The organism is Austwickia chelonae (genome assembly GCF_003391095.1).
GTDB lineage: Bacteria > Actinomycetota > Actinomycetes > Actinomycetales > Dermatophilaceae > Austwickia > Austwickia chelonae_A.
The window spans coordinates 221,731-248,348 of the sequence record NZ_CP031447.1 but is presented as its reverse complement, the minus strand read 5'-3'; the positions used below and the strand labels follow the sequence as shown (position 1 = coordinate 248,348).

The following is a 26,618-nucleotide window of genomic DNA, read 5'->3' as shown; positions in this document are numbered from 1 at the left end:
GCGCACGCTGTTGCCCGCGTCACCGGTAATGGACACGGCACTCCCACGGCTGCAGCTCCGCAGTGGCTTCGCATTCGTCGCCGACCAGTGGTCCCGCGGAACGTCCCGGACCGCTGGCCAGCAACAGCCCGGCTCCGATGATCCCCTCTTCCAGCTCCTCCTCCTGCGGCCACGGGCAGACCTCGTCGGAGCAGTTGGCCACCACCGTCAGCGTGCCGTTGTCCGAAGTACGCCGGTAGGCCCACAAGGTCGGGTGTTCTGCCAGCAACGGGGTCAGCTCTCCTTCCACGATCACCGGAAGTTCATGTCGCAGGGCGACGAGGCGGCGATAGTGGGCGTAGACCGACTCTTCGTCATCCACCTGATCAGCGGCATTGATCGTCCGATGATTCGGATTCACCGGGAGCCAGGGCGTAACAGTGGTGAAACCTCCCTGAGGACCTGCATCCCATTGCATGGGAGTTCTGGCGTGGTCGCGGCTCATCGAGGTGACCGAGCGCAGGGCTTCCGCCGGGTCGCGTCCGCTCGCCAGCGCCATCGCGTAGGCCCCCCGTGATTCCACGTCGTCGATCTCATCCATGCTGGAGAAGGGGTAGTTCGTCATGCCCAGTTCCTCCCCTTGGTAGACGAAGGGGGTGCCTCGCATGAGGTGCAGCACGGTCGCCAGGGCTTTCGCTGAGTTCTCCCGATGGTCGGGACTGTCCGACCCGAAACGGGAAACAGCGCGCGGTTGGTCGTGGTTCGCCCAGTAGAGCGCCTCCCAGCCACCACCTGCCCGTAGTTCACGTTGCCACCGGAAGATGATCTCCTTAAGCCGGACCAGATCCACCGGGATCGGGTCGTACCGCCCACCTGGTCCTTGGTCGACATCCATGTGCTCGAACTGGAACACCATGGACAGCTCCTGACGGTGTTCAGCGGTGAAGCGCACCGCGTGGTCCGTGGTGACTCCTGGGGTCTCTCCGATGGTGAGGATCTCGACGCCGGGGCGGGAGATCGCCGCGGACATCTCGGCCATGAACTCGTGGATACGTGGCCCGCAGAGCACTTCGGGAAAGCCACTTCCGTAAGGGTGCCCGTCGCCGCGGTCGGTGCCGGCGATCGGGGTGCCGTCCTGCAACGGGAGGCGTTTGCTGACCAGGTTGATGACATCCAGCCGGAAGCCGTCGACGCCCCGGTCGAGCCACCAGTTCAGGATCTCGTACAGTTCCCGGCGCAGTTCGGGGTTCTCCCAATTCAGATCAGGCTGCTCTGGGGCGAAAAGGTTGAGGTGGTAGGTCTGGGAGGCGGGGTCGAAGGTCCAGGACGGCCCCCCGAAGAAGGACAACCAGTTGGTCGGTTCACCGCCGGGTTCGCCAGGTCTACGCCCGGCTCGTGGCTCGGCGAACCAGTACCGGTCACGGGCAGGGCTCTCCGGATTCGCCAGAGCTTCCTGGAACCAGGGGTGCTGGTCCGAGGTGTGGTTGAAGACGATGTCCATGACGATGCGCATGCCCCGGTCATGAACGGCTGCGATCAATTCGTCCAGGTCGGCCAGGGTGCCGAAGAGCGGGTCGACGGCCTGGTAGTCGGCCACGTCGTAGCCGTTGTCCTTCATGGGGCTGCGGTACACCGGGGACAGCCAGAGCACGTCGACGCCCAGATCGGCGATGTGGTCCAGCCGGTCGATGATGCCGCGCAGGTCTCCGATGCCGTCGCCGTCCGAGTCGGCAAAGCTTCTCGGGTACACCTGATAGACGACAGCGCTCTTCCACCAGCCAGGGATCGTGGCATCCATGCGTTCAGCCTAGGTCCGCGCCCCGGGAGTCATCGGCCGGATCGCCTCGGACTATTCGGAACTCAACGTGCGGAGATCAGATCGATCTGGCGCAGCGCGACCATCCCTCCGGAGGAGTCACCGATCAGTTCCACCTTGGTGATGGTCTGACCGGTGGCGCGGGGCGGCAGCGGGATCCGGATGGTGCTCAGGGAGTAGGACCCGTTCTCACCCGGAGCCGCCCTGTTGACCAGGGAAGGATGGTCTGCGGGGATGAGGAGCGCGCTGGTGGTGCCGTCCTGGGTCGTCAGCCTCACCGTCAGCGGGGTGCCCTTCTTCTTGTCCGCCCGATCACCGTATGGGGCGAGGGTCAACGCTATGTGGGAGGCACGTTCCACCTTGGTGGTGATGGCCGCTCCGGCATCTGCGGTGAGCTTCACCGGGGCTACTGCGCCGAGGGCTCGCACGACTCCGTCCTCGGGTTCGACGCACCGGTCCGGATGCTTCTCCGGATTCTGAGGGTGGTAGAACGTGCAGCTCTTCAGCTGATGTTCTCCTTGTCCCGATGATCGCCCGGTGGCGTCGAAGATGACACGTCGCTGGGGAGAGTTGGTATGCGCCAGCCAGGAGACCGGCACATCGCCGAGTTTTTCCGGTAGGCCTGCGGTCGCCGCAAAGGGGATCTCGGCGTCGGCTTTCTCCCGCAGCGAGGTCAGCCAGCGCGTCGCCGCGTCGGCGAGAAGCTTTTCGTGAGCTGCTGCGTCCGGGCAGCCCTTGTCGCATTCGGTCCGGTCGTCGGTGCCTTTGGCGGACAGGGTGCGGTTGACGTAGTTATGGCCGTACCCGGGAAGAAGGCCGACCAGCGCAGGCTGGGTGCGGGTACTGCCCAAATGGTGACTCAGCCAGTTCACGGCCTGGTAGGAGACGTCCTTGTCCTTGTCCCCGAGCAAGGCGAGATAGGGGATGTCGGGCACCATCGGAGTGACCTTGTCCTTGTTCTCCACGGCGTAGGAGGGTCCGTAGGCCAGCACACTGGTGATCTTGGTCGGCCCTTTCGCCCAGGCCGAGACGATCTGATCGGCGATCTGTCCCGAACGGGAGTGCGCGATCAAGGCGGCTTTGGCGCTGTCGATCTTTCCTTTCAGCGCGACCCCGAAGGTCTTCTCCTCGTTGGTGGTCGCAGAGCGGACCTTCTCCAGGAAGTTCCCGACGACTTTTGTCCACCCTTCGGCCTGGTCGTAAGGCTCGGTGAGTGAGCGCGGCATGAAGAGCGGACCGAGGTCGGGGACGACGACGGCATATCCCTTCTTGGCCAGGTCGGTCGCGAGATAGGCCATCCCACGGTCGAAGCGATTCTCCTTGTCCCCTTGGCAGGGGAAGGCGTGAGTGCCGTCGGCGCAGTTCGGGTTCCGGAGGTGGCTGAGGACGACCAGGGGCGCAGGCTCAGCGGTCTCGACCGGGACGGCGAGGAGCCCCCGAACCGGGGAGCGGAATTCGCCGGCTTTCTTCCCGATCTCGACATCGCCGAGATCGACGTCGGAGAGGTGGACCCCGTCAGCCGTGGTCAGCTTGGTCTCAGCTCTCGGGCGGTTCTGGGGGGAGTGGGGTCCGTCCTTCTCATCGGCATTCTTCGGCGCTGCCGGGGCGAGCCCGCCGACGACCGAGATGCCGCGCTGCCCTGGAAGCACTGCAGCATTGATCGAATATGTACTGATCAGACTGCCTGCGACGAGGATGACGACGGCGACTCTGACACCTGTGGATGCCCTCACCGGTCGACCTGTCCGCCGACACCGCGGGAAATCATGTCACCAACCACTTTCTTCCAAGCCAGAAAGGCCAAGGAGGCTACCACCAGAATCTCCACCGAGAGGAAGACGACATCGAACAGGCCGACTCTCCCGGCGATCCACTCCGGGCTCGCCCAAGATAACACCAGCAGACATACACTCAAGGCAGAATGTCCTGGACTCTTGAAGAGTTCGGAAATGCGTATTTCACATATCTGACAGGCAATATATGTGAACACCGCAAAAGGAAGTGCGACAGCCCCACAACAAAGCGCGACATGCGGATCATGCCCCTGAATCACATTCTTGAACAGGAGCTTCAGCGAGTTCGCCACCGCAGTCCATAAGCACAGAGAAATCACAATGAGCACATAGGGTCCGTCGTTTCCCCCAGGCAGCCTCCGCACCCGAACACCACCTTTCCCACCCACCGGGACTCCATATCCCGAAATACTCATCAGCCTGGCGAAACACCCACACCGACAACAGGGACAGATCCGCCTTCACCGGAAGAACAGGTCGGTGTCACCCTGCAGGAAAAGCCAATCGGCCGACCCCACAGCTCCATTCCTAGAACGTGCCTCGTTCTATCAACGAGGACGCAGGGCGGGCAAGGACGGATGACACATCCGAAGTCACAATACGGTCACGCAGCGGCTCCACCTGCGGTATCGCAACCTGTCGCCAGGCAGAGACACCCCAGGGTTCACGTGCCGCGCCCCGGTGCCGATGATGTCCACGTGCCCGAGACCACAGCAGCAGAAACCCACCTCCCGTCGTTCGACGCCTCACAGGCAGAACCCGGGTCCAGCCGCACCGTCGTACGTCTGCGCCTCGCACGGCTCGAGGACGCTCCCCGGATGATGGACCTCGAAGCAGCGGTCAATGTCGCCGCACTTCCGCACATCTTCCCGCCGGAGCAGTACCCCTACCCCCGTGACTTCGTCCTGGAACGATGGACCAAGGAACTCCAGGACCCCACCTTCCGGATCTGGGTTGCCGAAGCCACCACGTGCAGCGAAACCGCAGGAGCCCCCCGGGAGAAGCGCATCGTCGCCTATTGCGCCTGCTGCGAGAAGGAGGACGAGGCCTGGCTGGAGCACCTCGGGGTCGCCACCGACCTGCAGGGCAGCGGCCTGGCCCGAATGCTCGTGGACAACGCCCGTACCTCCTACAGCGGGCGCGAGTTGAATCTGTGGGTCCTGGAAGAAAACCGGCGCGCTCGGCGGTTCTACGAGCGGGAGGGGTGGAGCGCTACCGGAATCACCATGCCGGCCATCTACCCGCCCTATCCGACGATGGTGCGTTATCTCGCCCCGCCTGCCTGAAAGCTGGCCCGACTGCGGGAAGACCAAGGTGCGGGCGCGCCACGACGGATAATATGGCCCAACAGCCATGCGCGCCCGCACCTCTGCCCGCGACCTCGATCTCCTGGGTCCGAGACGTCCCTGAACGTCGTACCGGCCTCGCCGACACGTCCTGGCGCCGCATTCCCTCCCCGCCGTCTCCACCAGAGGTGTATGCGCCATGCCCATGACCGCCGACCTGCGCGCCGAACAAAACCATGTCGTCCATGCCCGTGCACAATTGCAACGGATGCGCGCCCAACTGAACTCCTTGAATGTCCAGGCAGCGGACCGGATCAGCGCTGAGCAGATCGCATCCGCGCTGGACCGCCGCGCTCGTTCCTTGACCGACGACGGATATTCGACACTCTTCTTCGGTCGCCTCGACCTCGACCAGGACCACCCGGTCGCCGCTGATTCTCCCCGGTTGTACATCGGCCGTCTGCACATCGGCGACGAGAACGGTGACCCGGTCGTCATCGACTGGCGCACCACCGTGGCCAGGGCCTACTACCGAGCCTCCCGGGACGAGCCGATGGGCGTCCGGGTCCGCCGCCGCTTCGGCACCGAGCACGGTCGGATCACCGCCATCGAAGAGGAGCAGCTCACCGAGCCGAGCCAGGACACAGGCCCCTCCCAGATCCTGGCCGACGAGATCGAACGGCCCCGAGTCGGGCCGATGCGCGACATCGTGGCCACCATTCAGCCCGAGCAGGACGAACTCGTCCGGGTCGATGCCAGTCGGACGATCTGCGTGCAGGGAGCTCCCGGTACCGGCAAGACTGCGGTCGGGCTGCACCGAGCTGCCTGGCTGCTCTTCGCTTTCCGGGAGCAGCTCTCCCGCCAGGGTGTCCTGGTCGTCGGGCCAAACCGGGTCTTTCTGCAACATGTGAGTGCGGTGTTGCCGATGCTCGGTGAGGTCGACGTCCGCCATACGACAGTGGAGGACCTGGTCGGTGCCGATGCCGGGGTCAAGGTGCGCGGCACCGACCCGGTCGAACGGGCCGTGTTGAAGGGCGACCCTCGCATGGCCGAGGTCCTTCGGCGGATGGTCTGGGCACATCTGAGCCGTCCCGCAGAGGCCTTGCGGGTGCCGCGAGGTGCCTCGGTGTGGCGGGTCTCGGCCGATGAAGTGGCGGACTCGATGAGCGTCCTGTCCGAGCGCGGGGTGCGTTACGAAGCTGGTCGCGTGCTGCTGGCCCACCGACTGGCGCACCGGGTACTCGTCCGGATGGAGGCGGCCGGTGGAATGCCTGACGACCGGGTTCAGGATGCGGTGGCCCGTTCTGCGCCGATCCGCGCGATGGTGAAGCAGTGCTGGCCGACGTTGACCCCGGCTGCGGTCGTACACGCTCTGCTCAGCGACCCGGCGGCGCTGTCTTCGGCTGCTGAAGGCCTCCTCACCGAGGAGGAACAACGCATCCTGTTGTGGAAGAAACCTCCGGCACGTCCCGGATCGGCACGCTGGTCGGCAGCGGATGCGGTTCTCCTCGACGAGGTGCGTGACCTGCTGGAGCGTACGCCGAGCCTCGGCCACGTCATTCTGGACGAAGCTCAGGATCTTTCCCCGATGCAGTTACGCGCGGTCGGTCGGCGTTGCTCCACTGGGGCGGCTACCGTGTTGGGCGACATCGCGCAGGGAACGACGCCATGGGCGACCTCTTCCTGGGCGGAGGCGATGCAGCACCTGGGTCATCCGGATGCGCACGTGGAGGAGTTGACCAGAGGGTTCCGGGTTCCTTCGGCCGTGATCGACTTCGCAGCCCTGTTGTTGCCGGCCATCGCTCCGGAGCTTCACCCGCCGGTCTCCGTCCGTGCTCATGGCGGCTCGCTGTCCGTGATCGCCATAGCGCCGGACGCGGACGATCTGTGGGCTGTGTCGGCAGAACAGGTCGTCTCGGCCTGTCGGCAGCCGGGCACGGTGGGGGTCATTGTGGCGCCTTCGTCCGTGACATCTGCCGCTGAGGCGTTGACCGCTGTCGGGGTGGAGCACACGGTGGCCGGTGCGGGCCCGGAGGCAGCAGTGTCACCACGGGTCTCGATCATCCCCTCGACCTTGGCGAAGGGCCTGGAGTTCGACACGGTGGTCGCCGTGGAGCCTGCGGAGGTGGTGGCAGCTGAACCTGAGCAGAGGGTAGGCCTGCGTCGGCTGTACGTGGTGTTGACCCGGGCTGTCTCACAGCTGGTGGTGGTGCATTCTGCGCCTCTGCCCGCAGAGCTCGGCTGATCGTCGTCGAGTGACGACCGTCCACTTCTCAGCCGGGCGGAGGCCGTATGCCCCTACCCCGCGCGTGAACGATATATCCGGAGTGTCGGATCATCCGGGAACAAGGAGATGTGTCACATAGTTAAGTGATTGATCATTCAATAATCGTGACGAAGGAATCCCTCCATGCCCGAGAACACCCCCGCCGGCCCCGGACCGACCGCCCTTCCGGCCAGCGCACAACATCTCATCCTGCTCATCGCCCGAGTCCTCCTCGGCGTCATCATGATCGCCCACGGCTGGCAGAAGCTGGTCACCAATGGCCTCGGACCCACCACCGCAGGATTCACCAAACTCGGCGTCCCACTCCCCGCAGTCTCCGCCGCGATCACCGGAGGCGTCGAACTCATCGGCGGGATCCTCCTCGTCCTCGGGCTGCTCACCACCCTCGCCGGCGGCAGCATCGCCCTGATCCTCGCCGGCGCCTTCTGGTTCGCCCACCGTGGCACCACGATCTTCGCCCAGCAAGGCGGATGGGAACTCGTCGCCGCGCTCGGCCTCGCTGCACTCGTCATCGCCGCCGTCGGCCCGGGCCGCTACAGCCTCGACACCCACCTTCAGCGCTTCCTCGCCAAGAAAACCGCCTAACCACAGGCCAGCACATCGGACGGGTCGGACGGAACACACCGTCCGACCCGTCCGCGTACCCGGCTCACAGCCACGTCGGGGAAAGACACCGGACGTCACGCCGGGGAATCCACCACCCCGTGCGCCTCCCGACGACGGCGAGCCCGCTCCAAAGTCGCGACGAACCGATGCGTCATCACCACGAACACCAACCAGGCCCCGCCCAACAGCCAGCCGGTCAGCACATCCGTCAACCAGTGATGCCCCAGATACACCCGCGACAACCCCATACACACCGAATAGACCGCAAGAAAAAGCAGCAACGTCCGACGACGAGCCAGACGGCGCTCCCGCACCATCAGCAGGTACACCAGAACGCCCACGACCACGACCGCATTCAACGAATGCCCACTCGGGAAAGACGGCGACACCTCGAAAGGCGGCACCGCGAACTCGTGCGACGGACGGACCCGTCCCACAGCCTGCTTACCGATCACCGTCATCGCCACCGACCCCGAGGCCGCGAAGATCGTCAACGCCACCGGCAGCCACGAACGCCACCGCCACGCCAGAAAAAGCACCACCGCCGATGTGACGATCGGAAGGACCACCGTGCCCCCGAGCGTGGTGAACACCGTCACCACCGAGTCCAGCCACGGTTGACGCCACAGCACCATCTGGTCCAGCACCGGCTTGTCCAGCGCGTACAGCCCACTACGGTCGTGCACCGACTCATAGATCTCCCCGGCCGCCCAAGTGGCCGCCACCATCACCATCAGACCCGCAGCGAGCATCAACAAGAAGAGAACCCACTCGCCACTCAGCGAGGTCAGCCTCGACATCCGGGCCACCAACCGCCGCGCATCCACCCACCGACGTGCGTGCCGCCCCCCGCCTGCGCCCTCCGGGACGTCGAGGTCGGTGGGCGATTTCTGCGATTCCGGTGGCATCCCCCCATGATCGTCGTCAGAACCGGATATTTCCTGGACATTTACTGCACATATCCCGCACAGCCTCTGATCATCCGCCGAACATCCACTGAACCGGCTTCCCCTGCTTCTCAGGACGAACCCGGTCCCCGACCCGACAGCTCTCCCCCGAATCGGCACCTACCAGAGCGCTCCCAGCGCTAGCGTGAGAAAAGCACCTGGACGACGAAGACCGAGGAGGAGCCGATGAAGGCACGCGCCGGCGACTGGGTACAGATCCACCAGGTCGTCCTGGAACCTGAGCAACGCACCGGGAAACTCCCCGAAGACACCCGAGCCGTCCCTTTCCGCTCCTGGTCGAAGGGCTACCTGTTGACCGATGCTGAAGTCGGCGCGCAGGTCGAGATCGACACCGTCCTGGGACGCCGCCTGATCGGGGAGCTGGTCGCGGTGAACCCCGGGTACGACCATGGGTTCGGGTCGACCTACCTGCCCGAACTCCAACAGGTCGGCGCGCAGGCACGATGCCTCCTCGCCGCAACAGCCTCGGACGAGGAGGCCCGATGACCCCCAGGGAACAGGCTCACGACACTCAGGACCGCTCCTACGAGGCGGTCATGGCCCGGAACGGCGACATCATGCGCGCCGCGCTCGGGGTCGACTACGACCGCTACGAGTCCGGATCCATCGCCTTCGACTACGACGCCCTGATGGCCGATGTCGGTTACACCGTCGACCAGGTCCGGGAAGCCCAACGGCGGGTCGGGGTCGGTGACACCCCCTTGTTGGAGATGCGCAATCTGACGGAACTGGCCCGTCGATGCACCGACGCCGGGCTGGGCGCACGAATCCTGGTGAAGGACGAACAGTGCAATCCGTCCGGTTCGTACAAGGACCGGCGAGCTTCCATGTCGATCGTGCAGGCCCGCGAACTCGGCTACCGGGGGGTCGCGGCGGCGACCTCCGGGAACTACGGCGCCGCGGTGGCCAGCCAGGCCGCCATGGCCGGGTTGGGCTGTCTGATCGCGCAGGAGTGTTACGACTCCGACCGGGTCGGCCAGCCGGAAATTCTCGAGAAAATGCGCAAGTGCGAGGCCTTGGGCGCCGAAGTGCTCCAGCTGTCCGTCGGCCCGGAGCTGTTCTACAGCTATCTGCTGGCGTTGGAGGAGACCGGCTATTTCAATGCCAGCCTGTATTCGGCCTATGGCATCGCCGGGGTCGAGCCCCTGGGAGTGGAGATCGTTGAGCAGTGTCGCGAACTGCTCGGCAAAGCACCGGAATTCGTGATCGCAACCAATGCCGGAGGCGGCAATCTCACCGGGACGGCCCGCGGCCTGGCTCTGGCAGGGGTCGACACCCGCGTATACGGCGCGTCGGTCGACCTGCACGGCCTGTCGATGGCCTCCGACCGTGACTTCAACCGGAAGTCCTTCACCACCGGTCATACCGGGTTCGGGATGCCATATGCGACGGACCCCGACCATTCCGATGTGCCACGCAGCGCAGCCCGCCCCCTGCGGTACATGGATGAATACCTGCTGGTGAAACAGGGGGAGGTCTTCGCGATGACCGAGCTCCTGGCCCAGTTGGAAGGCATGGAGCGTGGACCGGCCGGGAATACCTCCCTGGTGGCTGCCTTCGCCATGGCCCGGACCCGCCCCCGTGACGAGGTCATCGTGGTGCAGGAGACCGAGTACACCGGCGCGGGGAAGCATCCGTTGGCGCAGTTGGCCTTCGCCCGCGACATGGGTGTCGAGGTGCGAGTGGGCGATCCGGCGGAGGAAGTCCCCGGCCGGTCGATCGTCCTGCCGGACCATCCCAGCCGGATCGAGGCCAGGTACGCCGACTTGCGTCGAATGCGTACGTCATACATCCGCAATGCGGTCCGCCATGCCGGTGTCGACCGAGCGACCACCACCGATGTGGGCTACCTGGCGGCGGAGACCCGCACCGATGAGGCCTTTGTCCGACAGGCGCTGACCGGTCTAGGTGTCGCGCTGCCGGACACGACCGTCTAACCTGCCACGATGGCCGACGTCCGACTGGAGACACACAGCACCCTCACCCCCATTGAGGCCTGGAATGCGTTGTGGGATCTACGCGCCCACGACCAGATCATCCCGTTGACCCGTGTGAGGGGGCGGGCGCTGGCCGCCCCGCACGAGTGCGCCCAGGCGCTCGACGTCGGTGCCCGTTTCGTGGCCCGCACCGGGTGGGGGCCCTTCGTCCTCGACGACCCGATGGAGATCCTTCGGTGGGAGCCGCCGGTGGTCGATCCCGACGGCCGGTCGTCCACAGGTCTGGCGGTGATCGTCAAGCGCGGACGGTGGGTGCGTGGCCGGATCGAGGCGACAGTGTCCCCGCACGAGACCGGACCGTACGGTTCAGGGTCCACGGTGACCTGGGTGCAGACACTGGCCGTCGCGGGGATGCCTCGCTGTGCCGATCCGATGACCGGGGCGGTGGGCCGAGCCGCCTATGGCGCTGTGCTGCGTCGGCTCCTCGAGCGGCGGAGCACAGCAGGGTCGGCGATGCCGGGGCATTGACCACAGGTCGTTCTGGTCGGTTGACCGATGCTGGACGCTCCCGGCCCGTCCGGGGCGCTGCTGGCATCATCGGCCGACGTGAGCACCTTGATCTTCTTGCACGCCCATCCGGACGACGAGGCCAGCCAGACCTCGTTGACGATGGCTCGAGCCGTGGCCGAAGGGCACCGTGTCGTCGTGGTCTTCGCCACCAACGGCGATCACGGCGAGGTGGCTGCGGATCTGCCCGAGGGGATGTCCGTGGTGACCTATCGTCGGGGCGAGGCCGAGCGCTCGGCCCAGGCGATCGGCACCCATCGGGTTGCCTGGTTGGGATATGCCGATTCGGGGATGACCGGCTGGGAGCAGAACGAGTCCGCTGATTGCCTGCATGCCGCTGATCTGGACGAGGCGGCCGGGCGGTTGGCCGCGATCTTGGACGAGGAGCAGGCCGACGTCCTGGTCACCTACGACGACCACGGCGGGTACGGTCACCCGGATCATGTGAAGTCGCATCTGGTGGCGCATCGGGCTGCGGAGCTGGCGTCCCGTCGCCCGCGGATGTTGGAGTCGACGATGAACCGTGATCATCTGCGTCGGCTCTTCGTGGCCACCCGGGCGTTGGGTCCGGGGCAGGCTTTGGAATGGAACCCGGATTCACCGGGGGACGACGGACGTCCGATCGGCATGCCGGAGAACGCGATCCGGTACTGCGTGGACGGTCGGGATCTCATCGCGGTGAAGCGGGCATCCCTCGCCTGCCATGCCAGTCAGACCAGTGATGTCGGGATGATGCTGCGGATCCCGGAGGGGCACTTCCGGGAGGCCTTCGGCTACGAGTGGTATCTCGAACCAGGCCGCAGGCCGGAACTCGGCGGCCCGATCACCACCTGGTTCCTCGACGACCTTCCCACCTGATCCGCACTTCCTCGTCGTGGACCTGAGCACCGAGTACGGTGCTCAGGTCCACGACGAGGGCGTGCGCGGGGGTGGCCGAGGGTAGAGACGGCGCTGCGGGGCGCCTCCGTGACGGGTCACAGTGAGCCATGGCGATCATGACCCTCACCCCTGATGAGATGCGGGCTCGGAACACCTTGAAGTGGACCAGGCACGCCCCGGAGATACTGCCGTTGTGGGTGGCGGAAATGGACATCGAGACCTGTCCTGCGGTGCAGGACGCGATCCGATCCGCCGTCGACCGTCAGACCTACGGCTACCCGGCCGGGGACACCCGGCTTGCTGACGCGACCGCCGACTGGTGTGCCCGCCGCTACGACTGGCAGATCGACCCGGCCCTGGTGCACGCCGTCCCGGATGTCCTGGTGGGGGTCCGCGCGGCGATCGACCACTTCACGACGCCGGGCTCGCCCATCGTTCTCCCGGTACCTGCCTATATGCCTTTCTTCGACGTCTTGGACGTCTGTGGACGGCGCGGCGCCTTCGTTCCGATGCTGACGGAGAGAGGGCCGGAGGGCAGCACCGCCCACCTGTTCGATCTGACGGCGATCGAGGCTGCTTTCGCCGCCGGTGCGGGCGGTCTCGTCCTGTGCAATCCCTACAACCCGTTGGGTGCCGTCTTCCCGGCATGGCACCTGGCCGAGATCTGTGATCTGGCCGCCCGCTACGGAGCACGCATCATCTCCGACGAGATCCACGCGCCGTTGGTGTACGGGCGACGGCACATCCCGACGGCTTCGGTCAGCCGTACCGCAGCCGAGGTGACGGTGACCGTCCTGGCCAGTTCCAAGGGCTTCAACACCCCGGGGTTGAAATGTGCGCAGGTGGTGCTGAGCAATGATGCGGATGCCCGACGCTGGCCGCAGGTGCATCGGATGCGTTACGAGGGCGTGTCCACACTCGGGGTCGAAGCCTCGATCGCGGCCTATCGGGAGGGCACGGAATGGTTGGACGAGCTGCTGGTCTTCCTGGCCGGCAATCGGGACTATCTCGCCGAGACTCTGCCTGAGGCCGCTCCGGGTCTGCAGTGGTCGCCGCCCCAGGCAACTTTCCTGGCCTGGCTCGACTTCTCCGATGTGGGGGCACTGGGCGGGGCCGACCCGTCGGCCTGGCTGCTGACGGAGGCGAAGGTTTTCTTGAACCCTGGCCCGGCCTTCGGCGAAGGCGGGCGCGGCCACGCACGCCTCAACTTCGGCACCTCACGAGATATTTTGGAGGAGTTCGTCTCTCGCCTCGACAGCGCGCTGAAGGATCGGTGAGGGCACTGTTACCCCAGAGCAGCTTAGGAAACGTCAAAACGCTTGGGTTGATCCCCCCGACCGAATAAAGTGGACTTCACGAATCGAACGGAGGTGCCCATGACCATGACCACGCGGGATGAGCTTCTTTCTTCTCAGGTGCGCCGACGTATCGTCGATTTCGTCCGTGACACCCCAGGGCATCTGGCCGCTGCAGACCTCGGCAAGTTGCTGGGGCTCCATGTGACCACAGTGCGTTTCCACCTCGACCAGCTGGAACAGGCCGGAGTTTTGAGGTCCGAGCGGGAGCGCCGAGACACGGTGGGCCGCCCTCGGAAGGTGTACACCCTCGCGCCGGAGAGCATCCCGGTCAACGAAGCTGCCTATGTGATGCTCGCCGAAGTCCTCGCCGAGGCCCTTCCTGGCGGGCCTTCCGAACGCGCCCGGGCGTCGGAGTTAGCCGGCGAGGCCTGGGCCCGCAGGCATATTCCGGAGAATGAAGCCCAGCCGTCCCCGGGGAAGCGGCGTTCCTTGCCGGTTCGTGAGGTCGTGGATGTACTGGCCCGGTGGGGGTACCGCCGTGAGACGGTCACTTTGGAGACCCCGTCACCGGGATGCCATCGGATGTTCTTGCAGCATTGCCCGATGCGGGAAGCAGCTCTGGCTCACCCCGAGGTGGTCTGCGCCGCTCACCTTGGGCTGATCCGAGGAACCTTCGACCGGTTGGGCGTGCCCAATGTGCATGTGGAGCTGTCTCCGTGGGTCACCGATGACACCTGTCAGGCTGACCTGACAGTCACGATCACCGAGCTGCCAGGCTCCTCCACGAATGAGATGAACTTGCTGCCGTTGAAGCCTGCCGAGGGGATCCCTTCGCCGGACCTCGATAAGGCTGTCGGCTGATCGGCACAGATCAACGCAAGAACACCAATCCTGGTACGACGAGGGGGGTCCTCGCAGCAAGCTGCGAGGACCCCCCTCGTCGTGGGCGGCGGATAAGCCTGATCAGCTGGGACGAGGTGCGCCCGGGCGGGCGTAGCGCATCCAGGTGATCACGATGCAGAGCGCTGAGAAGACGAGGCAGCCCATGAAGAAGGTGTAGGCCCCGAGCAACGAGAGCCCCACGCCGAACAGGAAGGGACCGAAGGCCGCCACGGCACTGGTCCAACCGATGACGCCACCAGCCTGACGCTTCTCGAAGATCATCGGCATCTGCTTGAAGGTGGAGGCGTTGCCGATTCCGGAGAACAGGAAGATGGCGAGCATGCCCCACAGGAAGTTGTCGAAGCTGCCCTGCAGCGCCTCGGCCGACGAGGTGTCAGGAGTGAGTGCCGTCATCGTGAAACCCATGGAGGCCACCAGACCGATCCCGGAAATCACCGTCCACAGCGCACCGCCCATCTTGTCGGTGAGCGGAGAGAAGAGCACGCGAGCACCGGCACCGACGAGCGGGCCGAGAAAGACGTATTTGACCGGGTCAGGAATGGCATAGCCTTCGACAAGCACCTTGGCGGTGGCGCCGCTTCCGGAGACGATCGCGGCGTTCCCGGTTCCGTAGAGCTCAGCCATCAGCAGGCCGAACTGGGCAGACAGGCCGGAGAAGGTGCCGAAGGTCATGATGTACAGCAGAGTCATCCACCAGGTGTCGCTGTTGCTGAAGATGTCGAACTGCTGGCGGACGTTCGCCTTGATCGGAACAGACTTCAGCATCATCCAGGCGAGCACCGCGCCACAGATCATGAAGGGAATCCAGAAGAAGGCACCGTTCTGGTACCAGACGGTCGCGCTGTCCTTGCCAGGGACCTTCATCTGCTGGGAGTCGCCGATGAGCCCGAGCCATCCCATCCCGACCAGGATCGGGACGACCAACTGGACCAGGGAAACACCGAAGTTACCGATACCGGCCTGGAGACCCAAGGCGGTACCAGACAGACGCTTGGGGAAGAAGTAGGAGGTGGAGGGCATGAAACCGGAGAAGGCCCCCCCACCGATACCGGCCAGGAAGGCCAGGACCATGAGCTCCCAGTAGGGTGCCGTCGGGCTCATCACCCGGACACCCCAGCCGACGGTCGGCGCGATCAGCATGAGCGTGGTGACGGCAATCATCTTGCGGGTGCCGATCATCGGGGGGAGCACCATCCAGATGATGCGCAGCAGCCCACCGGCGAGGCCGGGCATGGCTGCCATCCAGTACAGCTGTTCCTTGGAGAAGGAGTACCCGAGCGCATTGAGCTTGGGCACGATGGCGCTGGGCAGGAACCAGGCAACGAAACAAAGGGTCAAGCAGAATGTGGTGACCCACAGGGTTCGCCACGCGAGCCCGGAATCCCAGGAATATTCGTCCTCGGGATCCCAGTCGCCCAACCATTCACCGCTGACGCGGGAGTGTTGCGCCGGGGTTGTCATGACTTTTCCTCGCTAGGGGTGGGGTGGACAGTGTGGTCGTCGATCTCACGAGCCAGGTGAGGGCTGTGCTTCTCGTGCATCCGCATGATCGTGATGTGCATCCAGACTGCGCACACCAGGGTAAGGATGAAGAGCACGAAGAAAGTACTCGTGGGGAAACCGGACCACTGCTTCGTGTAAGCGAACAGCGGCGGCAGGAAGAACCCGCCCAGGCCACCGAGCATGCCTACCAGTCCACCCACCGAGCCGACGTTGTCGGGGTAGTACTCGGGAATGTGCTTGTAGACGGCGGCCTTGCCGATACCCATCGCGCAGCCGAGCAGGAAGACCAACACGGTAAACGGAATGATGGAGTTGGTGTAAGCAAGATGCTCACTGAGGTGACCATCGGCATGTTTAATGACGAGGTGACCGTTCGGCATCATCAGGATGCCTGAGCTGACCAGCATCACGGCAAAGGTCAGGTACATGACCTTGCGCGCCCCCCACCGGTCAGACATCCATCCGCCCACCGGGCGGAGCAGGGATGCGGGGAAAATGAAGAGAGCAGTCAAGTAAGCAGCTGTGACCAGGTCGGTGTTGAAGTTGTCCATGTAGTACTTCGGTAGCCAAGCGGACAGCGCAACATAGGCGCCGAACACGGCGACGTAGTACAGGCTGAACCGCCAGACGCGGACATGCTTGAGTGGCGCGAGCATCTCCCCGATGGGCTTGCTGGCCCCGGGCATCTGGTCCTGGCGAGGGGTGAACAGCAGGGTCGCCACGGCAAGAACGACGAGCAGAACGGCATAGATCACTGGGACGATCCGCCATCCGCCCTGGAAGACGCCCAGGTAGGTGGCTCCTGCGGTGCCGGCGATCAGCGGCGGGCCGATGAACTTGGTGACGGAGGCGCCAACATTTCCTGCGCCGAAGACACCCAGCGCGAAGCCCTGGCGTTCGCGGGTGAACCAGGCTGCATTCCAAGCGACTCCGACCGAGAAGAGGTTTCCGGCGAAGCCGAGGAGGAAGGCCAGCACCAGCAGCATCGCATAGCTGTGAGTCAGGGAGACCAGGTACGCAGGAACTGCGGTGGCCGCCAACATGACGATGGTGACTTTGCGCCCGCCGATCCGGTCGGTCAGCATCCCGGCCGGGAGTCTCCACATCGAACCGTTGAGAACGGCGACGGCAGTCACCCAGGAGAGTTCGACATCGGAAAGTTGGAGTTCTTTCTGGATCGGCACCCCCAGGATGCCGAACATAAGCCAGACGGCGAACATCACCGTGAAGGCGGTGGTCGACATCACGAGAACGGCATTGGCGCCCTTCGGCAGCCGCTCCTGCGGTTTTGTTGTGGCAGTTTGCTCCGCAACCGCGGAGTCGGAGGCCGCTTCAGGCGACGTGCTCATGATGCTCCTGACGGGCTAATAAAAGGAACAGTTCACGGTATCACCGCTTCCCACCAGACCTAAAAATGCTTACATCATGGCCATCCAAACTCGCCATGAGCTGGGTTTTTATGTGCCATCTCGGTTCTACACCCCTGAAGTGATCCGGTTGCCCCGGCATCATGGTTCAATAGCTTTAGTCCTTCAAATTGGTGACGATTGCGGGACCTTAGACCGCAGACACGGACGACCTTTCAGGAGCAGGCATGAGCACGCAGGCCGGGAATCACGGGACTGGCCTCGACGGCCCCTTGACGGAAGCCCTCGTCTCGACCCGGAAATTCTTCTCGAAAGCACAGGTCTCGCCCGACGGCCGCACGATAGAGAAGAACGGCGGCCGCTCCGGCGACAGCTTCTACCGCGACCGCTGGAGCCACGACAAGGTCGTGCGCTCCACCCACGGCGTGAACTGCACCGGGTCGTGCTCCTGGAAGGTGTACGTCAAGGACGGCATCATCACCTGGGAAGCCCAGCAGACCGACTACCCCTCCACCGGAGCCGACCGCCCCGAGTACGAGCCCCGCGGATGCCCTCGAGGTGCGGCTTTCTCCTGGTACACCTACTCCCCCACGCGCGTGCGCTACCCGTATGTGCGTGGAGTACTGCTCGACATGTACCGGGAAGCCAAGAAGCAATACGGCGACCCGGTGATCGCCTGGGCCTCGATCATGCAGGACCCGGAGAAGGTACTGGCCTACAAATCGGCACGAGGCAAGGGCGGCCTGGTTCGGGCCTCCTGGGCCGAAGCCGTCGAGATCGTCGCTGCGGCGAACGTCTACACGATCAAGCGCTGGGGCCCAGACCGGATCGCCGGTTTCTCCCCGATCCCAGCCATGTCGATGGTCAGCTATGCCTCTGGAGCCCGATTCACCGAGCTCATCGGCGGCGCCATGCTCTCCTTCTACGACTGGTACGCCGACCTGCCGATGGCCAGCCCCCAGATGTTCGGCGACCAGACCGACGTCCCTGAGGCCGGCGACTGGTGGGACGCAGGCTACTTGATCATGTGGGGCTCGAACGTCCCGCTGACCCGGACACCGGACGCCCACTGGATGACCGAGGCCCGCTACCGCGGTCAGAAGGTCGTCGTCATGAGCCCCGACTACGCGGAGAACGTGAAGTTCGCCGACGAATGGCTCGCGGTCGCTCCGGGAACGGACGCCGCCCTGGCCATGGCGATGGGGCACGTCATCCTGAAAGAATTCTTCGTCGACCGACCTGTCGAATTCTTCACCGACTACTGCACCACCTACACCGATCTCCCCTTCCTGGTCTCTCTGGAAAAGAACGATGAAGGCGCATATGTGCCAGGTAAATTCATCGTGGCAGGGGACCTCGACGATATTCTTCCGGAGCAAGCCTCCTCCGAGAACGCCATGTGGAAACCTGCCCTGATCGATGCCAAGACAGACCAGGTCGTCATTCCCAATGGCACCCTCGGCGACCGCTTCGGCGAAGAGGGCATGGGCAAATGGAACCTCGATCTGGGTGAGATCACGCCACGGCTGAGCCTCCACGGAGCCCCTGAGGTCGAAGCCGTCGAAGTACGTCTACCCCGCTTCGACGCCCTCGACGGCAAGGTCGCCGACCTGCCCCGAGGCGTACCCGCCCGGCAGGTGGGTTCCCGCATGGTCACCACGGTCTTCGACCTCATGCTCGCCCAGTACGGCGTCTCCCGTGAAGGTCTGCCCGGTGCCTGGCCCACCGGTTACGAAGATGCCGAGGCCCCCTACACCCCGGCCTGGCAGGAGGACATCACCACTGTCCCCGCCGCCGCCGTGGCCCGGATCGCCCGCGAGTTCGCACAGAACGCGGTCGACTCCCAAGGACGCTCCATGATCCTGATGGGCGCCGGCACCAACCACTGGTACCACTCCGACCTGATCTACCGGGCCATGCTGGTCCTCACCACGATCACCGGTTGCCAGGGCCGCAACGGTGGCGGCTGGGCCCACTACGTCGGACAGGAGAAGATCCGCCCGCTCTCCGGCTTCCAGCACACCGCCTTCTCCCTGGACTGGCACCGCCCGCCGCGCCACATGGCCCAGACCGCCTACTGGTACATGCACACCAGCCAGTACCGTTACGACACCTACTCGGCCGCCGATGTCACCGCAGGGCTGGACGACTTCGGCGGGCGCACCGTCGCCGATCTCGTCGCCCAGTCCGCCCGCTCCGGATGGCTGCCCAGCTATCCGACGCTCAACCGCAACCCCCTGACCCTCTGCGACGAGGCCCAGGCAGCGGGCATGGAGCCCAAGGACTACGTCGTCGACCAGCTCAAGAAGGGCGATCTCCGCTTCGCCGCGGAGGACCCCGATGCCGAGGAGAACTGGCCTCGCGTGCTGATGATGTGGCGGGCCAACCTGTTCGGTTCCTCCGCGAAGGGCGACGAATACTTCCTGCGGCATCTGCTGGGCACCGACCACGGCGTCAACGCCGAGGAAGCCTCCCCCGATCAGCGCCCGAAGGAGGTCGTCTGGCGGGACGAAGCCCCCGAAGGCAAGCTCGACCTGCTGATGACGATCGACTTCCGCATGACCAGCTCGACGATCCTGTCCGACGTCGTCCTCCCGGCCGCCACCTGGTACGAGAAGAACGACATCAACACCACCGACATGCACCCCTTCATCCACAGCTTCAACCCGGCGATCGCCCCGCCGTGGCAGTCGAAGACCGACTGGGACGCCTTCGTGGAGATCTCCAAGGTGTTCTCGAAGCTGGCCGAAGACCACCTCGGTGTCCGCAAGGACCTGGTGGCCAAGCCGCTGTGGCACGACACCCCCGAGGCGATGGCCGACGTCCACGGCGTCGTCAAGGACTGGAAAGCCGGCGAGTGCGAGCCGATCCCCGGGAAGACCATGCCGGTGCTCGCCGTCGTCGAACGCGATTACACCCAGACCTACGCGAAGATGACCAGCGTCGGGCCGCTCTTCGAGAAACTGGGCAACACCACCAAGGGCATCACCTACGACGTCCGGCGTGAGGTCGACTACCTGCGTCACAAGAACGGTGTCGTCCGCGGCGGCATCGCCGACGGACAGCCTCGCCTGGACAGCTCGGTGAACGTCGCCGAGACGATCATGGCTCTCTCCGGCACCACCAACGGCCACTTCGCCACCCAGGGTTTCAAGACCCAGGAGAAGCGCTGCGGCAACGTGATGCACGATCTCGCGGCGGAGAACGAGGGCAAGCTGATCACCTTCGCCGACACGGTCAACGCACCGGTGCCGGTGATCACCTCCCCGGAGTGGTCCGGTTCGGAGACCGGTGGCCGCCGGTACAGCCCGTTCACCATCAACATCGAACGGCTCAAGCCCTTCCACACCCTGACCGGCCGCATGCAGTTCTACGTCGACCACGACTGGATGCAGAAGATGGGCGAAGGACTGCCGACCTATCGCCCTCCGCTCAACATGACCCAGCTCTTCGGCGAACGTGCACTGGGAGAGGTCGACCAGGAAGGCGGTCAGGGAGTCGCCGTCTCCGTGCGTTACCTGACCCCGCACAACAAGTGGTCGATCCACTCCGAGTACCAGGACAACCTGTTCATGCTCTCCCTGGGCCGTGGTGGCCAGTCGATCTGGATGAGTGACAAGGACGCCGACAAGATCGGCATTCGTGACAACGACTGGATCGAGGCGGTCAACCGTAATGGTGTGGTCGCGGCCCGGGCCGTGGTCACCCACCGGATGCCTGAGGGCACGGTGTACATGCCGCACGCCCAGGACCGGCTGATCGACGTGCCGCTGACCGAGCACAACGGCCGTCGTGGCGGTATCCACAACTCGATGACGCGGATCATGGTCAAGCCCACGCACATCATCGGCGGGTACGCCCAGCTCGCCTACTTCTTCAACTACATCGGCCCGACCGGGAACAACCGGGACGAAGTCACGATGATCCGCAAGCGTTCGCAGAACGTGCAGTACTGACACCCAGAACGAGGAGAGGCAACAGTCATGCGCATCATGGCCCAGATGGCGATGGTGATGAACCTCGACAAATGCATCGGGTGTCACACCTGTTCGGTCACCTGCAAACAGGCGTGGACGAACCGCACCGGCACCGAGTACGTCTGGTTCAACAATGTCGAGACCCGTCCGGGTCTGGGATACCCACGGCGGTACGAGGACCAGGAGGAGTGGAAGGGCGGCTGGGAGCTCGGCAAGAACGGCCGCCTGAAGCTGAAGGCCGGCGGCCGGTGGAAGAAGCTGATGAGCATCTTCTCCAACCCGAAGATGCCGTCGATCGACGACTACTACGAGCCGTGGACCTACGACTACGAGACCTTGCTGAACGCTCCGGCGCAGAAGCACTTCCCCGTCGCTCGCCCACACTCGTTGATCTCGGGCAAGCCGATGAACATCTCGTGGTCGGCGAACTGGGACGACGATCTGGGTGGTTCGAAGGAGACCGCGCACAAGGACGTGATGCTCAAAGGCATCGCGGACAAGGTCGCCTTCGAATTCGAGAAGACCTTCATGTTCTACCTGCCTCGCATCTGCGAGCACTGCCTCAACCCGAGCTGCGCGGCATCCTGCCCGTCCGGTGCGATCTACAAGCGCACCGAGGACGGCATCGTCCTGGTCGATCAGGACAAGTGCCGCGGATGGCGGATGTGCATCACCGGATGCCCTTACAAGAAGGTCTACTTCAACCACAAGACGGGCAAGGCGGAGAAGTGCACCTTCTGCTTCCCGCGGATCGAGGTCGGCATTCCCACGGTGTGCGCGGAGACCTGTGTGGGTCGGCTGCGGTACATCGGCCTGGTGTTCTACGACGCGGATGCCGTGCTGGAAGCGGCGAGCGCGCCGGAGCACGAGTTGTACGAAGCTCAGCGGAAGGTCCTGCTGGACCCGCATGATCCGAGGATCGTCGCCGAGGCCGAACGAGCAGGGATTCCCGGTGACTGGATCGTCGCGGCGCAGAAATCGCCGATCTACAAGCTGATCAACGACTACAAGGTGGCTTTGCCGCTGCACCCGGAGTACCGGACGATGCCGATGGTCTGGTACATCCCGCCGCTGTCGCCGGTGGTCGACGTCATCCGGGAGACCGGTTTCGACGCTGAGGACAGCGAGAACCTGTTCGCAGCGATCGAGGCGCTCCGGATCCCGGTGGAGTACTTGGCGAACCTGTTCACCGCCGGTGATGTGGCACCGGTCGATGACGTGCTGCGCAAGTTGGCGGCGATGCGTTCGTACATGCGGGATATCAACCTGGGGCGGGACCCGAACCCGGAGATCCCGGCGAGTGTCGGCATGTCCGAGGAGGACATGTACGAGATGTTCCGTCTGTTGGCCTTGGCGAAGTACGACGACCGCTATGTCATCCCGTCTGCGCATGCCGAGCAGGCTCACAGCCTCGAGGAGCTTGCCACCACCTGTGATGTGGCGGCCTATGAGACCGGACCGCAGGGAGTCTTCGGTGAAGGTTCGGGGTCGGTCGAGCCGATCGCGGTGGAGAACTTCCGGATGTTGCAGGCCCGGCAGACCTCCGATGTGACCACTCCGACCGGCAAGGGCCGGATCAACCTGTTGAACTGGGACGGCAAGGGCATGCCCGAGGGTATTTTCCCGCCCGGTGACGCGGTCGGTGACGCGGTCGGTGAGCGACGATGAGATTGGCTTTGCGCCGTCGTAAGAGCGGCACCTTACCGATGACTGAGGAGCAGATCCGGGCGACTTGGCAGTGCGCTTCGGTCCTCATCGGTTATCCGGACGATCAGATGCTCGGTCATCTCCCGGTCCTCACCGGGGTGATCGACCAGCTGCCTGCCGCGGTGCGGGAGCCGCTGCGTCGACTCGTCGACGATCTCGCCGGTGGCGATCTGGAACGGATCCGTCGTGACTATGTCGCCACTTTCGACTACACCCGTCGGTGTGCGCCTTATCTGACGTACTTCGCCTATGGCGACACCCGTAAGCGTGGGGTGGCTCTGGTGCAGTTCAAACAGGCGTACCGGCATGCCGGTGTCGAACTGTCCGATGCGGATGCCGAGCTGCCCGACCATCTCGCAGTGGTCCTGGAGTTCGGCGCCACGGTCGATCTGCAGGCTGCGCTTTCCTTGGTGTTGAACCACCGGGCGGGTGTGGAGGTCCTGCGGTTGGCGCTGCTCGACGCCGGGTCGAGGTGGGCCGACGCCGTGGTGGCGGTCTGCGCGACTCTGCCCCCGTTGGACGGTGAGGAGCAGGAGGCTGTGGCCCGGCTCGTCGCCGAGGGCCCGCCCACTGAAGATGTCGGCCTGGCCCCTTATGAGATCGACCCCCGCCTGAACCCGAACCCGGCGGACGACCTGAACTGGACCGATCTGCCCGCCCCTGAAGGAGCCCGCTCATGAACACCCTGCTGTGGGTGGTCTTCCCCTATATCTGTCTGACCGCCTTCGTCGTCGGTCACTTCTGGCGTTACAAGTACGACCAGTTCGGCTGGACGACGCGTAGCAGCCAGCTGTACGAAGACCGGTTGTTGCGCTGGGGGTCGCCGATGTTCCATTTCGGCATCCTGTTCGTGGTGCTCGGTCACGTGATGGGTCTGCTCATCCCGAAGTCGTGGACCGAGGCGGTCGGTATCAGCCAGGAGATCTATCACTTCCTGGCGGTGTCGGTCGGTCTGCTGGCCGGTTTCCTCACCTTGGGTGGCCTGGCGATCCTGATCTACCGTCGCCGGACGACCGGGCCGGTGTTCTCCGCGACCACGCCGATGGACAAGGTCATGTACGTCTTCCTCGGGGTGACGATCTTGCTGGGCCTGTCGAACACCCTCGGGTGGCTGGCACCGGGCATCAACAACCCTGGGCCGCTGCCGGAGCATTACAACTACCGGGACGGGGTCTCCATCTGGTACCGCCAGTTCCTGACCTTCCGGCCCGATGCCGACCTGATGGCGCAGGCTCCGCTCGGTTTCCAACTGCACACCTTGGTGGCCTGTGTTCTTTTCGCGCTGTGGCCCTTCACCCGGTTGGTGCACGTCTTCTCAGCGCCGGTGGGTTATCTGACCCGTCCGTACGTGGTGTACCGCTCGGCGGACCGGCGCCCGGGGACAGGCGTGGGTACCCAGGCACCACGCCGCGGCTGGGAGTCGCGTCCGGAGCTTCGGCAGCGTTGACCACCACGGCTGGGAAGGAAGAGAGCATGAACGACTTGAATGAGACAGAAGCCCGCTGGCAGACCTGGGTCGAACAGACCGCTGCTCTGTTGAACGTCGATGCGGGCCTGGTGGACATCCACGCCATCCACGACCTCACGAAGACCATCGCGCACGATCTGGAGCGTCCGATGGCACCCGTGGGTTCGTTCATGTTGGGTCTGGCCATGGGCGTGCACGGTGATTCGTCGGATCCAGCGACGTTGAAGGCGCTGATCGAGTCGACGACCCGGTGTGATGCGGTGGACCAGGTCAAGGCCTGAATCGTGTGGATGAGGGGCGGGCGCCGGGTTCTCCTGGTGCCCGTCTCTGCATGACAGGGCAACTCAGTTCAGGGTCGTCGCACGTTCAGTGGCGTCCGGGGCACGTCGCCGACGCTGGAGGCTGTGGGCGAACTCCTTCGCGCGGAGGTCCAATCCTTCGACGATCTCGGAGAACGGCGCGTGACCTCGCTGGAGCGGATCCTGCGGGCGTCGGGGCCGCCGGATCAACGGGTGGTAGCGGCCACGGCGAGGCGGCGCTTCCCTGGTGTAGTAGTAGGCGGCCAGGGACATTCGGGCAAGGCCGTCGGGGCAGTTGATCGGTTCCGGCATACCGTGGATGGCGACCGAGCTGTTCTCGAAGACCACTGCGGTCGGAGCGACCGGGGAGATCACGGTGGTGGGGGTGGCACCGGAGGGCGCCCATAGTTCGAGTTGTCCGCCGTAGTCTTCGGGCCAGCTGGGGTTGAGATAGAGGATCACGGTGACCCGGTGCCAGCGTGCGTCGTCGGGATGCCGGATGAAGTCGCGGTGCAGCCAGTGGTAGTCACCGGGCAGGCTGACGTGCAGCCCGGCCCAGGCGCGTCCCGGGTCGGGTTCCAGTCCGGAGATGCCGGTGAGTTGCTCGAGGAAGTCCACCATCTCCGGGCTGTCGAGGATCTGGAGGATCTGGCTGGCGGCCGGGCCGAAACCGTCAGGGGCCGAGGATTTCCTGTTGCCGTGTCCGCTGAGTCGGTCCAGCCGGTGGATACGTCGGCATTCTTGTTCGTAGGCGTCCAGAGCGAGTTGTCGAGGCACGAGGTCGTCGAGGACGAGATGGGGCCATGGCTGCGCAGCGAGGAAGTCCTCTCGGCGTCGGGCGCAGGTCGATCCGTCGGGTAGCTGGAGGCTGTAGCCAGCACCGGCGATCTCCGTCACGGTCGTCCCCCTGTCTCGCTCGGGCGCACAGCTGCCCCACACCACGGCGAAATCCTCATAAGTTCACGAAACTTACTGAGGCTAAAAGTTATTCGCGATAGTACCGAGTCATCCAGACAAAAAGGGTCAGGGCGAAACCCAGCTGAACAAAAGGTTGAAAAAGGGCATATTCGGCAGCTGTCGACCGCTCGTCGCGCCACAGAGCACCCAGCCAGCGCCCTGCCCCAGAACGCACAAGGGCCCGGGCGCCTCGCGGAACACCCGGACCCGACCCCGCCACGTAGGGCGATCACTTCTCCGTGATCGTCACCTTCGTCATCTTGTGCTTCTTCGTCGGCGTACCCGACTCCGAACCGTCCTTCTCGATCTTCTGCACCACATCCATCCCGGAAGTGACCTTGCCGAAAAGGGTGTACAGCGGCGGCAGGCCCACCCCTCGAGGCCCGGTCACCACAAAGAACTGGCTGCCGTTCGTATTCGGCCCGGCATTGGCCATCGCCAACGAGCCGACCTCATAGGCGCCGGCCTCAGGAAGTTCATCCGCGAACTGATATCCCGGACCGCCCCGCCCCGTCCCCTGCGGGTCACCGCCCTGCACCACGAAAGAGGGCATCACCCGGTGGAAGTCAACTCCGTCGTAGAAGTGGTATCGCGCCAACACCACGAAGTTGTTCACCGTCTTCGGTGCCTTCTTCGGGTCCAGTGCCACCTCGAAGTCACCTACGTCGGTCGACACCGTCGCGGTATAGGTCTTCGCCGGGTCGATACACATCGGCGGGGCAGCATCGAAAGCGGCTTTCTTGGCCGATGAGCCGTCAGCCGCCGGGCAGGCCGTCGCTCCTCCCGTCCCGGCAGAAGAACTCGACGAGGACTTCGACGGCGAGGCCGAATCCGCGCACGAGACCAGAGCCAAAGGCAGACACATCAGGATTCCCAGGCGGGCAAGTCGAACGGTCATATGCGCCACACTAACCGGCCAACCTTGAGCGAAGCCCCGGACCACGCCATCGGCGGCCGGGGAGGACCGGCCGATGATCACGGCCCTGGACACCCCGCACCGCACCCCAGGCCCGGTCATGAG

At 64.7% G+C, this 26,618-nt stretch carries 22 protein-coding genes; 14 read left to right on the top strand and 8 right to left on the bottom strand.

The genetic code is table 11. From position 1 onward, the window contains the following. Nucleotides 1-19 precede the first annotated feature (19 nt). From DX923_RS01120 to DX923_RS16025, 3 genes are all read right to left on the bottom strand, one after another. Nucleotides 20-1,777 carry an alpha-glucosidase gene (locus tag DX923_RS01120; protein WP_116112072.1) on the bottom strand — a complete coding sequence of 586 codons (1,758 nt, stop codon included), beginning with the start codon at nucleotides 1,775-1,777 and terminating at the stop codon, nucleotides 20-22. A gap of 62 nt (nucleotides 1,778-1,839) precedes the next feature. Then, nucleotides 1,840-3,528: a hypothetical protein gene (locus DX923_RS01115; protein ID WP_116112071.1), complete on the bottom strand. Its 1,689-nt coding sequence runs from the start codon at nucleotides 3,526-3,528 to the stop codon at nucleotides 1,840-1,842. Continuing rightward, the gene (locus DX923_RS16025; protein WP_162872692.1) at nucleotides 3,525-3,881 is read right to left on the bottom strand and encodes a hypothetical protein; all 357 of its coding nucleotides are present in this window, start codon (nucleotides 3,879-3,881) and stop codon (nucleotides 3,525-3,527) included. The genes DX923_RS01115 and DX923_RS16025 overlap by 4 nt, the downstream gene beginning before the upstream one ends. A gap of 405 nt (nucleotides 3,882-4,286) precedes the next feature. Here DX923_RS16025 and DX923_RS01110 point away from each other — a divergent pair, with 405 nt between their 5' ends. From DX923_RS01110 to DX923_RS01100, 3 genes are all read left to right on the top strand, one after another. Next, a complete protein-coding gene (locus DX923_RS01110) occupies nucleotides 4,287-4,874 on the top strand; it encodes a GNAT family N-acetyltransferase (protein ID WP_162872691.1) in 588 nt (195 codons plus the stop codon). A gap of 199 nt (nucleotides 4,875-5,073) precedes the next feature. Continuing rightward, complete coding sequence (locus tag DX923_RS01105; protein WP_240322695.1) at nucleotides 5,074-7,119, top strand: HelD family protein; 2,046 nt, start codon at nucleotides 5,074-5,076, stop codon at nucleotides 7,117-7,119. Between the two features lie 165 nt (nucleotides 7,120-7,284). Continuing rightward, entirely contained in the window at nucleotides 7,285-7,746 is a 462-nt protein-coding gene (locus tag DX923_RS01100) for a DoxX family protein (protein WP_116112067.1), read from the top strand. A gap of 95 nt (nucleotides 7,747-7,841) precedes the next feature. Here DX923_RS01100 and DX923_RS01095 read toward each other — a convergent pair whose 3' ends face one another. Further along, nucleotides 7,842-8,675: a phosphatase PAP2 family protein gene (locus tag DX923_RS01095; protein WP_116112065.1), complete on the bottom strand. Its 834-nt coding sequence runs from the start codon at nucleotides 8,673-8,675 to the stop codon at nucleotides 7,842-7,844. Nucleotides 8,676-8,900: 225 nt separating this feature from the next. Here DX923_RS01095 and ortA point away from each other — a divergent pair, with 225 nt between their 5' ends. The 6 genes from ortA to DX923_RS01065 all read left to right on the top strand — a co-directional run bounded on the left by ortA (nucleotide 8,901) and on the right by DX923_RS01065 (nucleotide 14,277). Further along, on the top strand, nucleotides 8,901-9,221 hold the full coding sequence (gene ortA / locus DX923_RS01090) for a 2-amino-4-oxopentanoate thiolase subunit OrtA (protein ID WP_116112064.1): 321 nt from the start codon (nucleotides 8,901-8,903) through the stop codon (nucleotides 9,219-9,221). Next, nucleotides 9,218-10,672, top strand: a complete 1,455-nt coding sequence (gene ortB / locus DX923_RS01085) for a 2-amino-4-oxopentanoate thiolase subunit OrtB (RefSeq protein ID WP_116112062.1) — start codon at nucleotides 9,218-9,220, stop codon at nucleotides 10,670-10,672. Before ortA ends, ortB begins: the two co-directional genes overlap by 4 nt. Nucleotides 10,673-10,681: 9 nt before the next feature. Beyond that, nucleotides 10,682-11,200 (top strand): SRPBCC family protein, encoded by a 519-nt coding sequence (locus tag DX923_RS01080; protein WP_116112060.1) that lies wholly within the window; start codon nucleotides 10,682-10,684, stop codon nucleotides 11,198-11,200. 78 nt (nucleotides 11,201-11,278) lie between these two features. Further along, the gene (locus tag DX923_RS01075) at nucleotides 11,279-12,097 is read left to right on the top strand and encodes a PIG-L family deacetylase (RefSeq protein ID WP_116116082.1); all 819 of its coding nucleotides are present in this window, start codon (nucleotides 11,279-11,281) and stop codon (nucleotides 12,095-12,097) included. 128 nt (nucleotides 12,098-12,225) lie between these two features. Beyond that, complete coding sequence (locus tag DX923_RS01070) at nucleotides 12,226-13,395, top strand: MalY/PatB family protein (RefSeq protein ID WP_116112059.1); 1,170 nt, start codon at nucleotides 12,226-12,228, stop codon at nucleotides 13,393-13,395. A 99-nt stretch (nucleotides 13,396-13,494) separates the two neighbouring features. Beyond that, complete coding sequence (locus DX923_RS01065) at nucleotides 13,495-14,277, top strand: helix-turn-helix transcriptional regulator (protein ID WP_116112057.1); 783 nt, start codon at nucleotides 13,495-13,497, stop codon at nucleotides 14,275-14,277. Nucleotides 14,278-14,379: 102 nt separating this feature from the next. Here DX923_RS01065 and DX923_RS01060 read toward each other — a convergent pair whose 3' ends face one another. Beyond that, nucleotides 14,380-15,780, bottom strand: coding sequence for an MFS transporter (locus tag DX923_RS01060; RefSeq protein ID WP_116112055.1), 1,401 nt, complete (start codon nucleotides 15,778-15,780; stop codon nucleotides 14,380-14,382). Next, nucleotides 15,777-17,171 (bottom strand): MFS transporter, encoded by a 1,395-nt coding sequence (locus tag DX923_RS01055; protein WP_116112053.1) that lies wholly within the window; start codon nucleotides 17,169-17,171, stop codon nucleotides 15,777-15,779. The genes DX923_RS01060 and DX923_RS01055 overlap by 4 nt, the downstream gene beginning before the upstream one ends. A 245-nt stretch (nucleotides 17,172-17,416) precedes the next feature. Here DX923_RS01055 and DX923_RS01050 point away from each other — a divergent pair, with 245 nt between their 5' ends. Genes DX923_RS01050 through DX923_RS01030 form a run of 5 tightly spaced genes read left to right on the top strand, consistent with a single transcriptional unit; the run spans nucleotide 17,417 to nucleotide 24,622 of the window. After that, complete coding sequence (locus tag DX923_RS01050) at nucleotides 17,417-21,145, top strand: nitrate reductase subunit alpha (protein WP_116112052.1); 3,729 nt, start codon at nucleotides 17,417-17,419, stop codon at nucleotides 21,143-21,145. 27 nt (nucleotides 21,146-21,172) lie between these two features. Next, nucleotides 21,173-22,834 carry a nitrate reductase subunit beta gene (gene narH / locus DX923_RS01045; protein ID WP_116112050.1) on the top strand — a complete coding sequence of 554 codons (1,662 nt, stop codon included), beginning with the start codon at nucleotides 21,173-21,175 and terminating at the stop codon, nucleotides 22,832-22,834. Next, entirely contained in the window at nucleotides 22,831-23,553 is a 723-nt protein-coding gene (narJ, locus tag DX923_RS01040; RefSeq protein WP_116112049.1) for a nitrate reductase molybdenum cofactor assembly chaperone, read from the top strand. Before narH ends, narJ begins: the two co-directional genes overlap by 4 nt. Further along, a complete protein-coding gene (narI, locus tag DX923_RS01035; protein WP_116112047.1) occupies nucleotides 23,550-24,320 on the top strand; it encodes a respiratory nitrate reductase subunit gamma in 771 nt (256 codons plus the stop codon). Before narJ ends, narI begins: the two co-directional genes overlap by 4 nt. 26 nt (nucleotides 24,321-24,346) lie before the next feature. Further along, nucleotides 24,347-24,622, top strand: a complete 276-nt coding sequence (locus DX923_RS01030) for a DUF6457 domain-containing protein (RefSeq protein ID WP_116112046.1) — start codon at nucleotides 24,347-24,349, stop codon at nucleotides 24,620-24,622. 63 nt (nucleotides 24,623-24,685) lie between these two features. Here the strand turns inward: DX923_RS01030 and DX923_RS01025 are convergent, their stop codons facing one another. Both DX923_RS01025 and DX923_RS01020 read right to left on the bottom strand, forming a co-directional pair. Next, nucleotides 24,686-25,537, bottom strand: coding sequence for a 2OG-Fe(II) oxygenase (locus DX923_RS01025; RefSeq protein WP_162872690.1), 852 nt, complete (start codon nucleotides 25,535-25,537; stop codon nucleotides 24,686-24,688). Between the two features lie 289 nt (nucleotides 25,538-25,826). Continuing rightward, nucleotides 25,827-26,495 carry a peptidylprolyl isomerase gene (locus tag DX923_RS01020; protein WP_116116081.1) on the bottom strand — a complete coding sequence of 223 codons (669 nt, stop codon included), beginning with the start codon at nucleotides 26,493-26,495 and terminating at the stop codon, nucleotides 25,827-25,829. Nucleotides 26,496-26,618 lie beyond the last annotated feature (123 nt).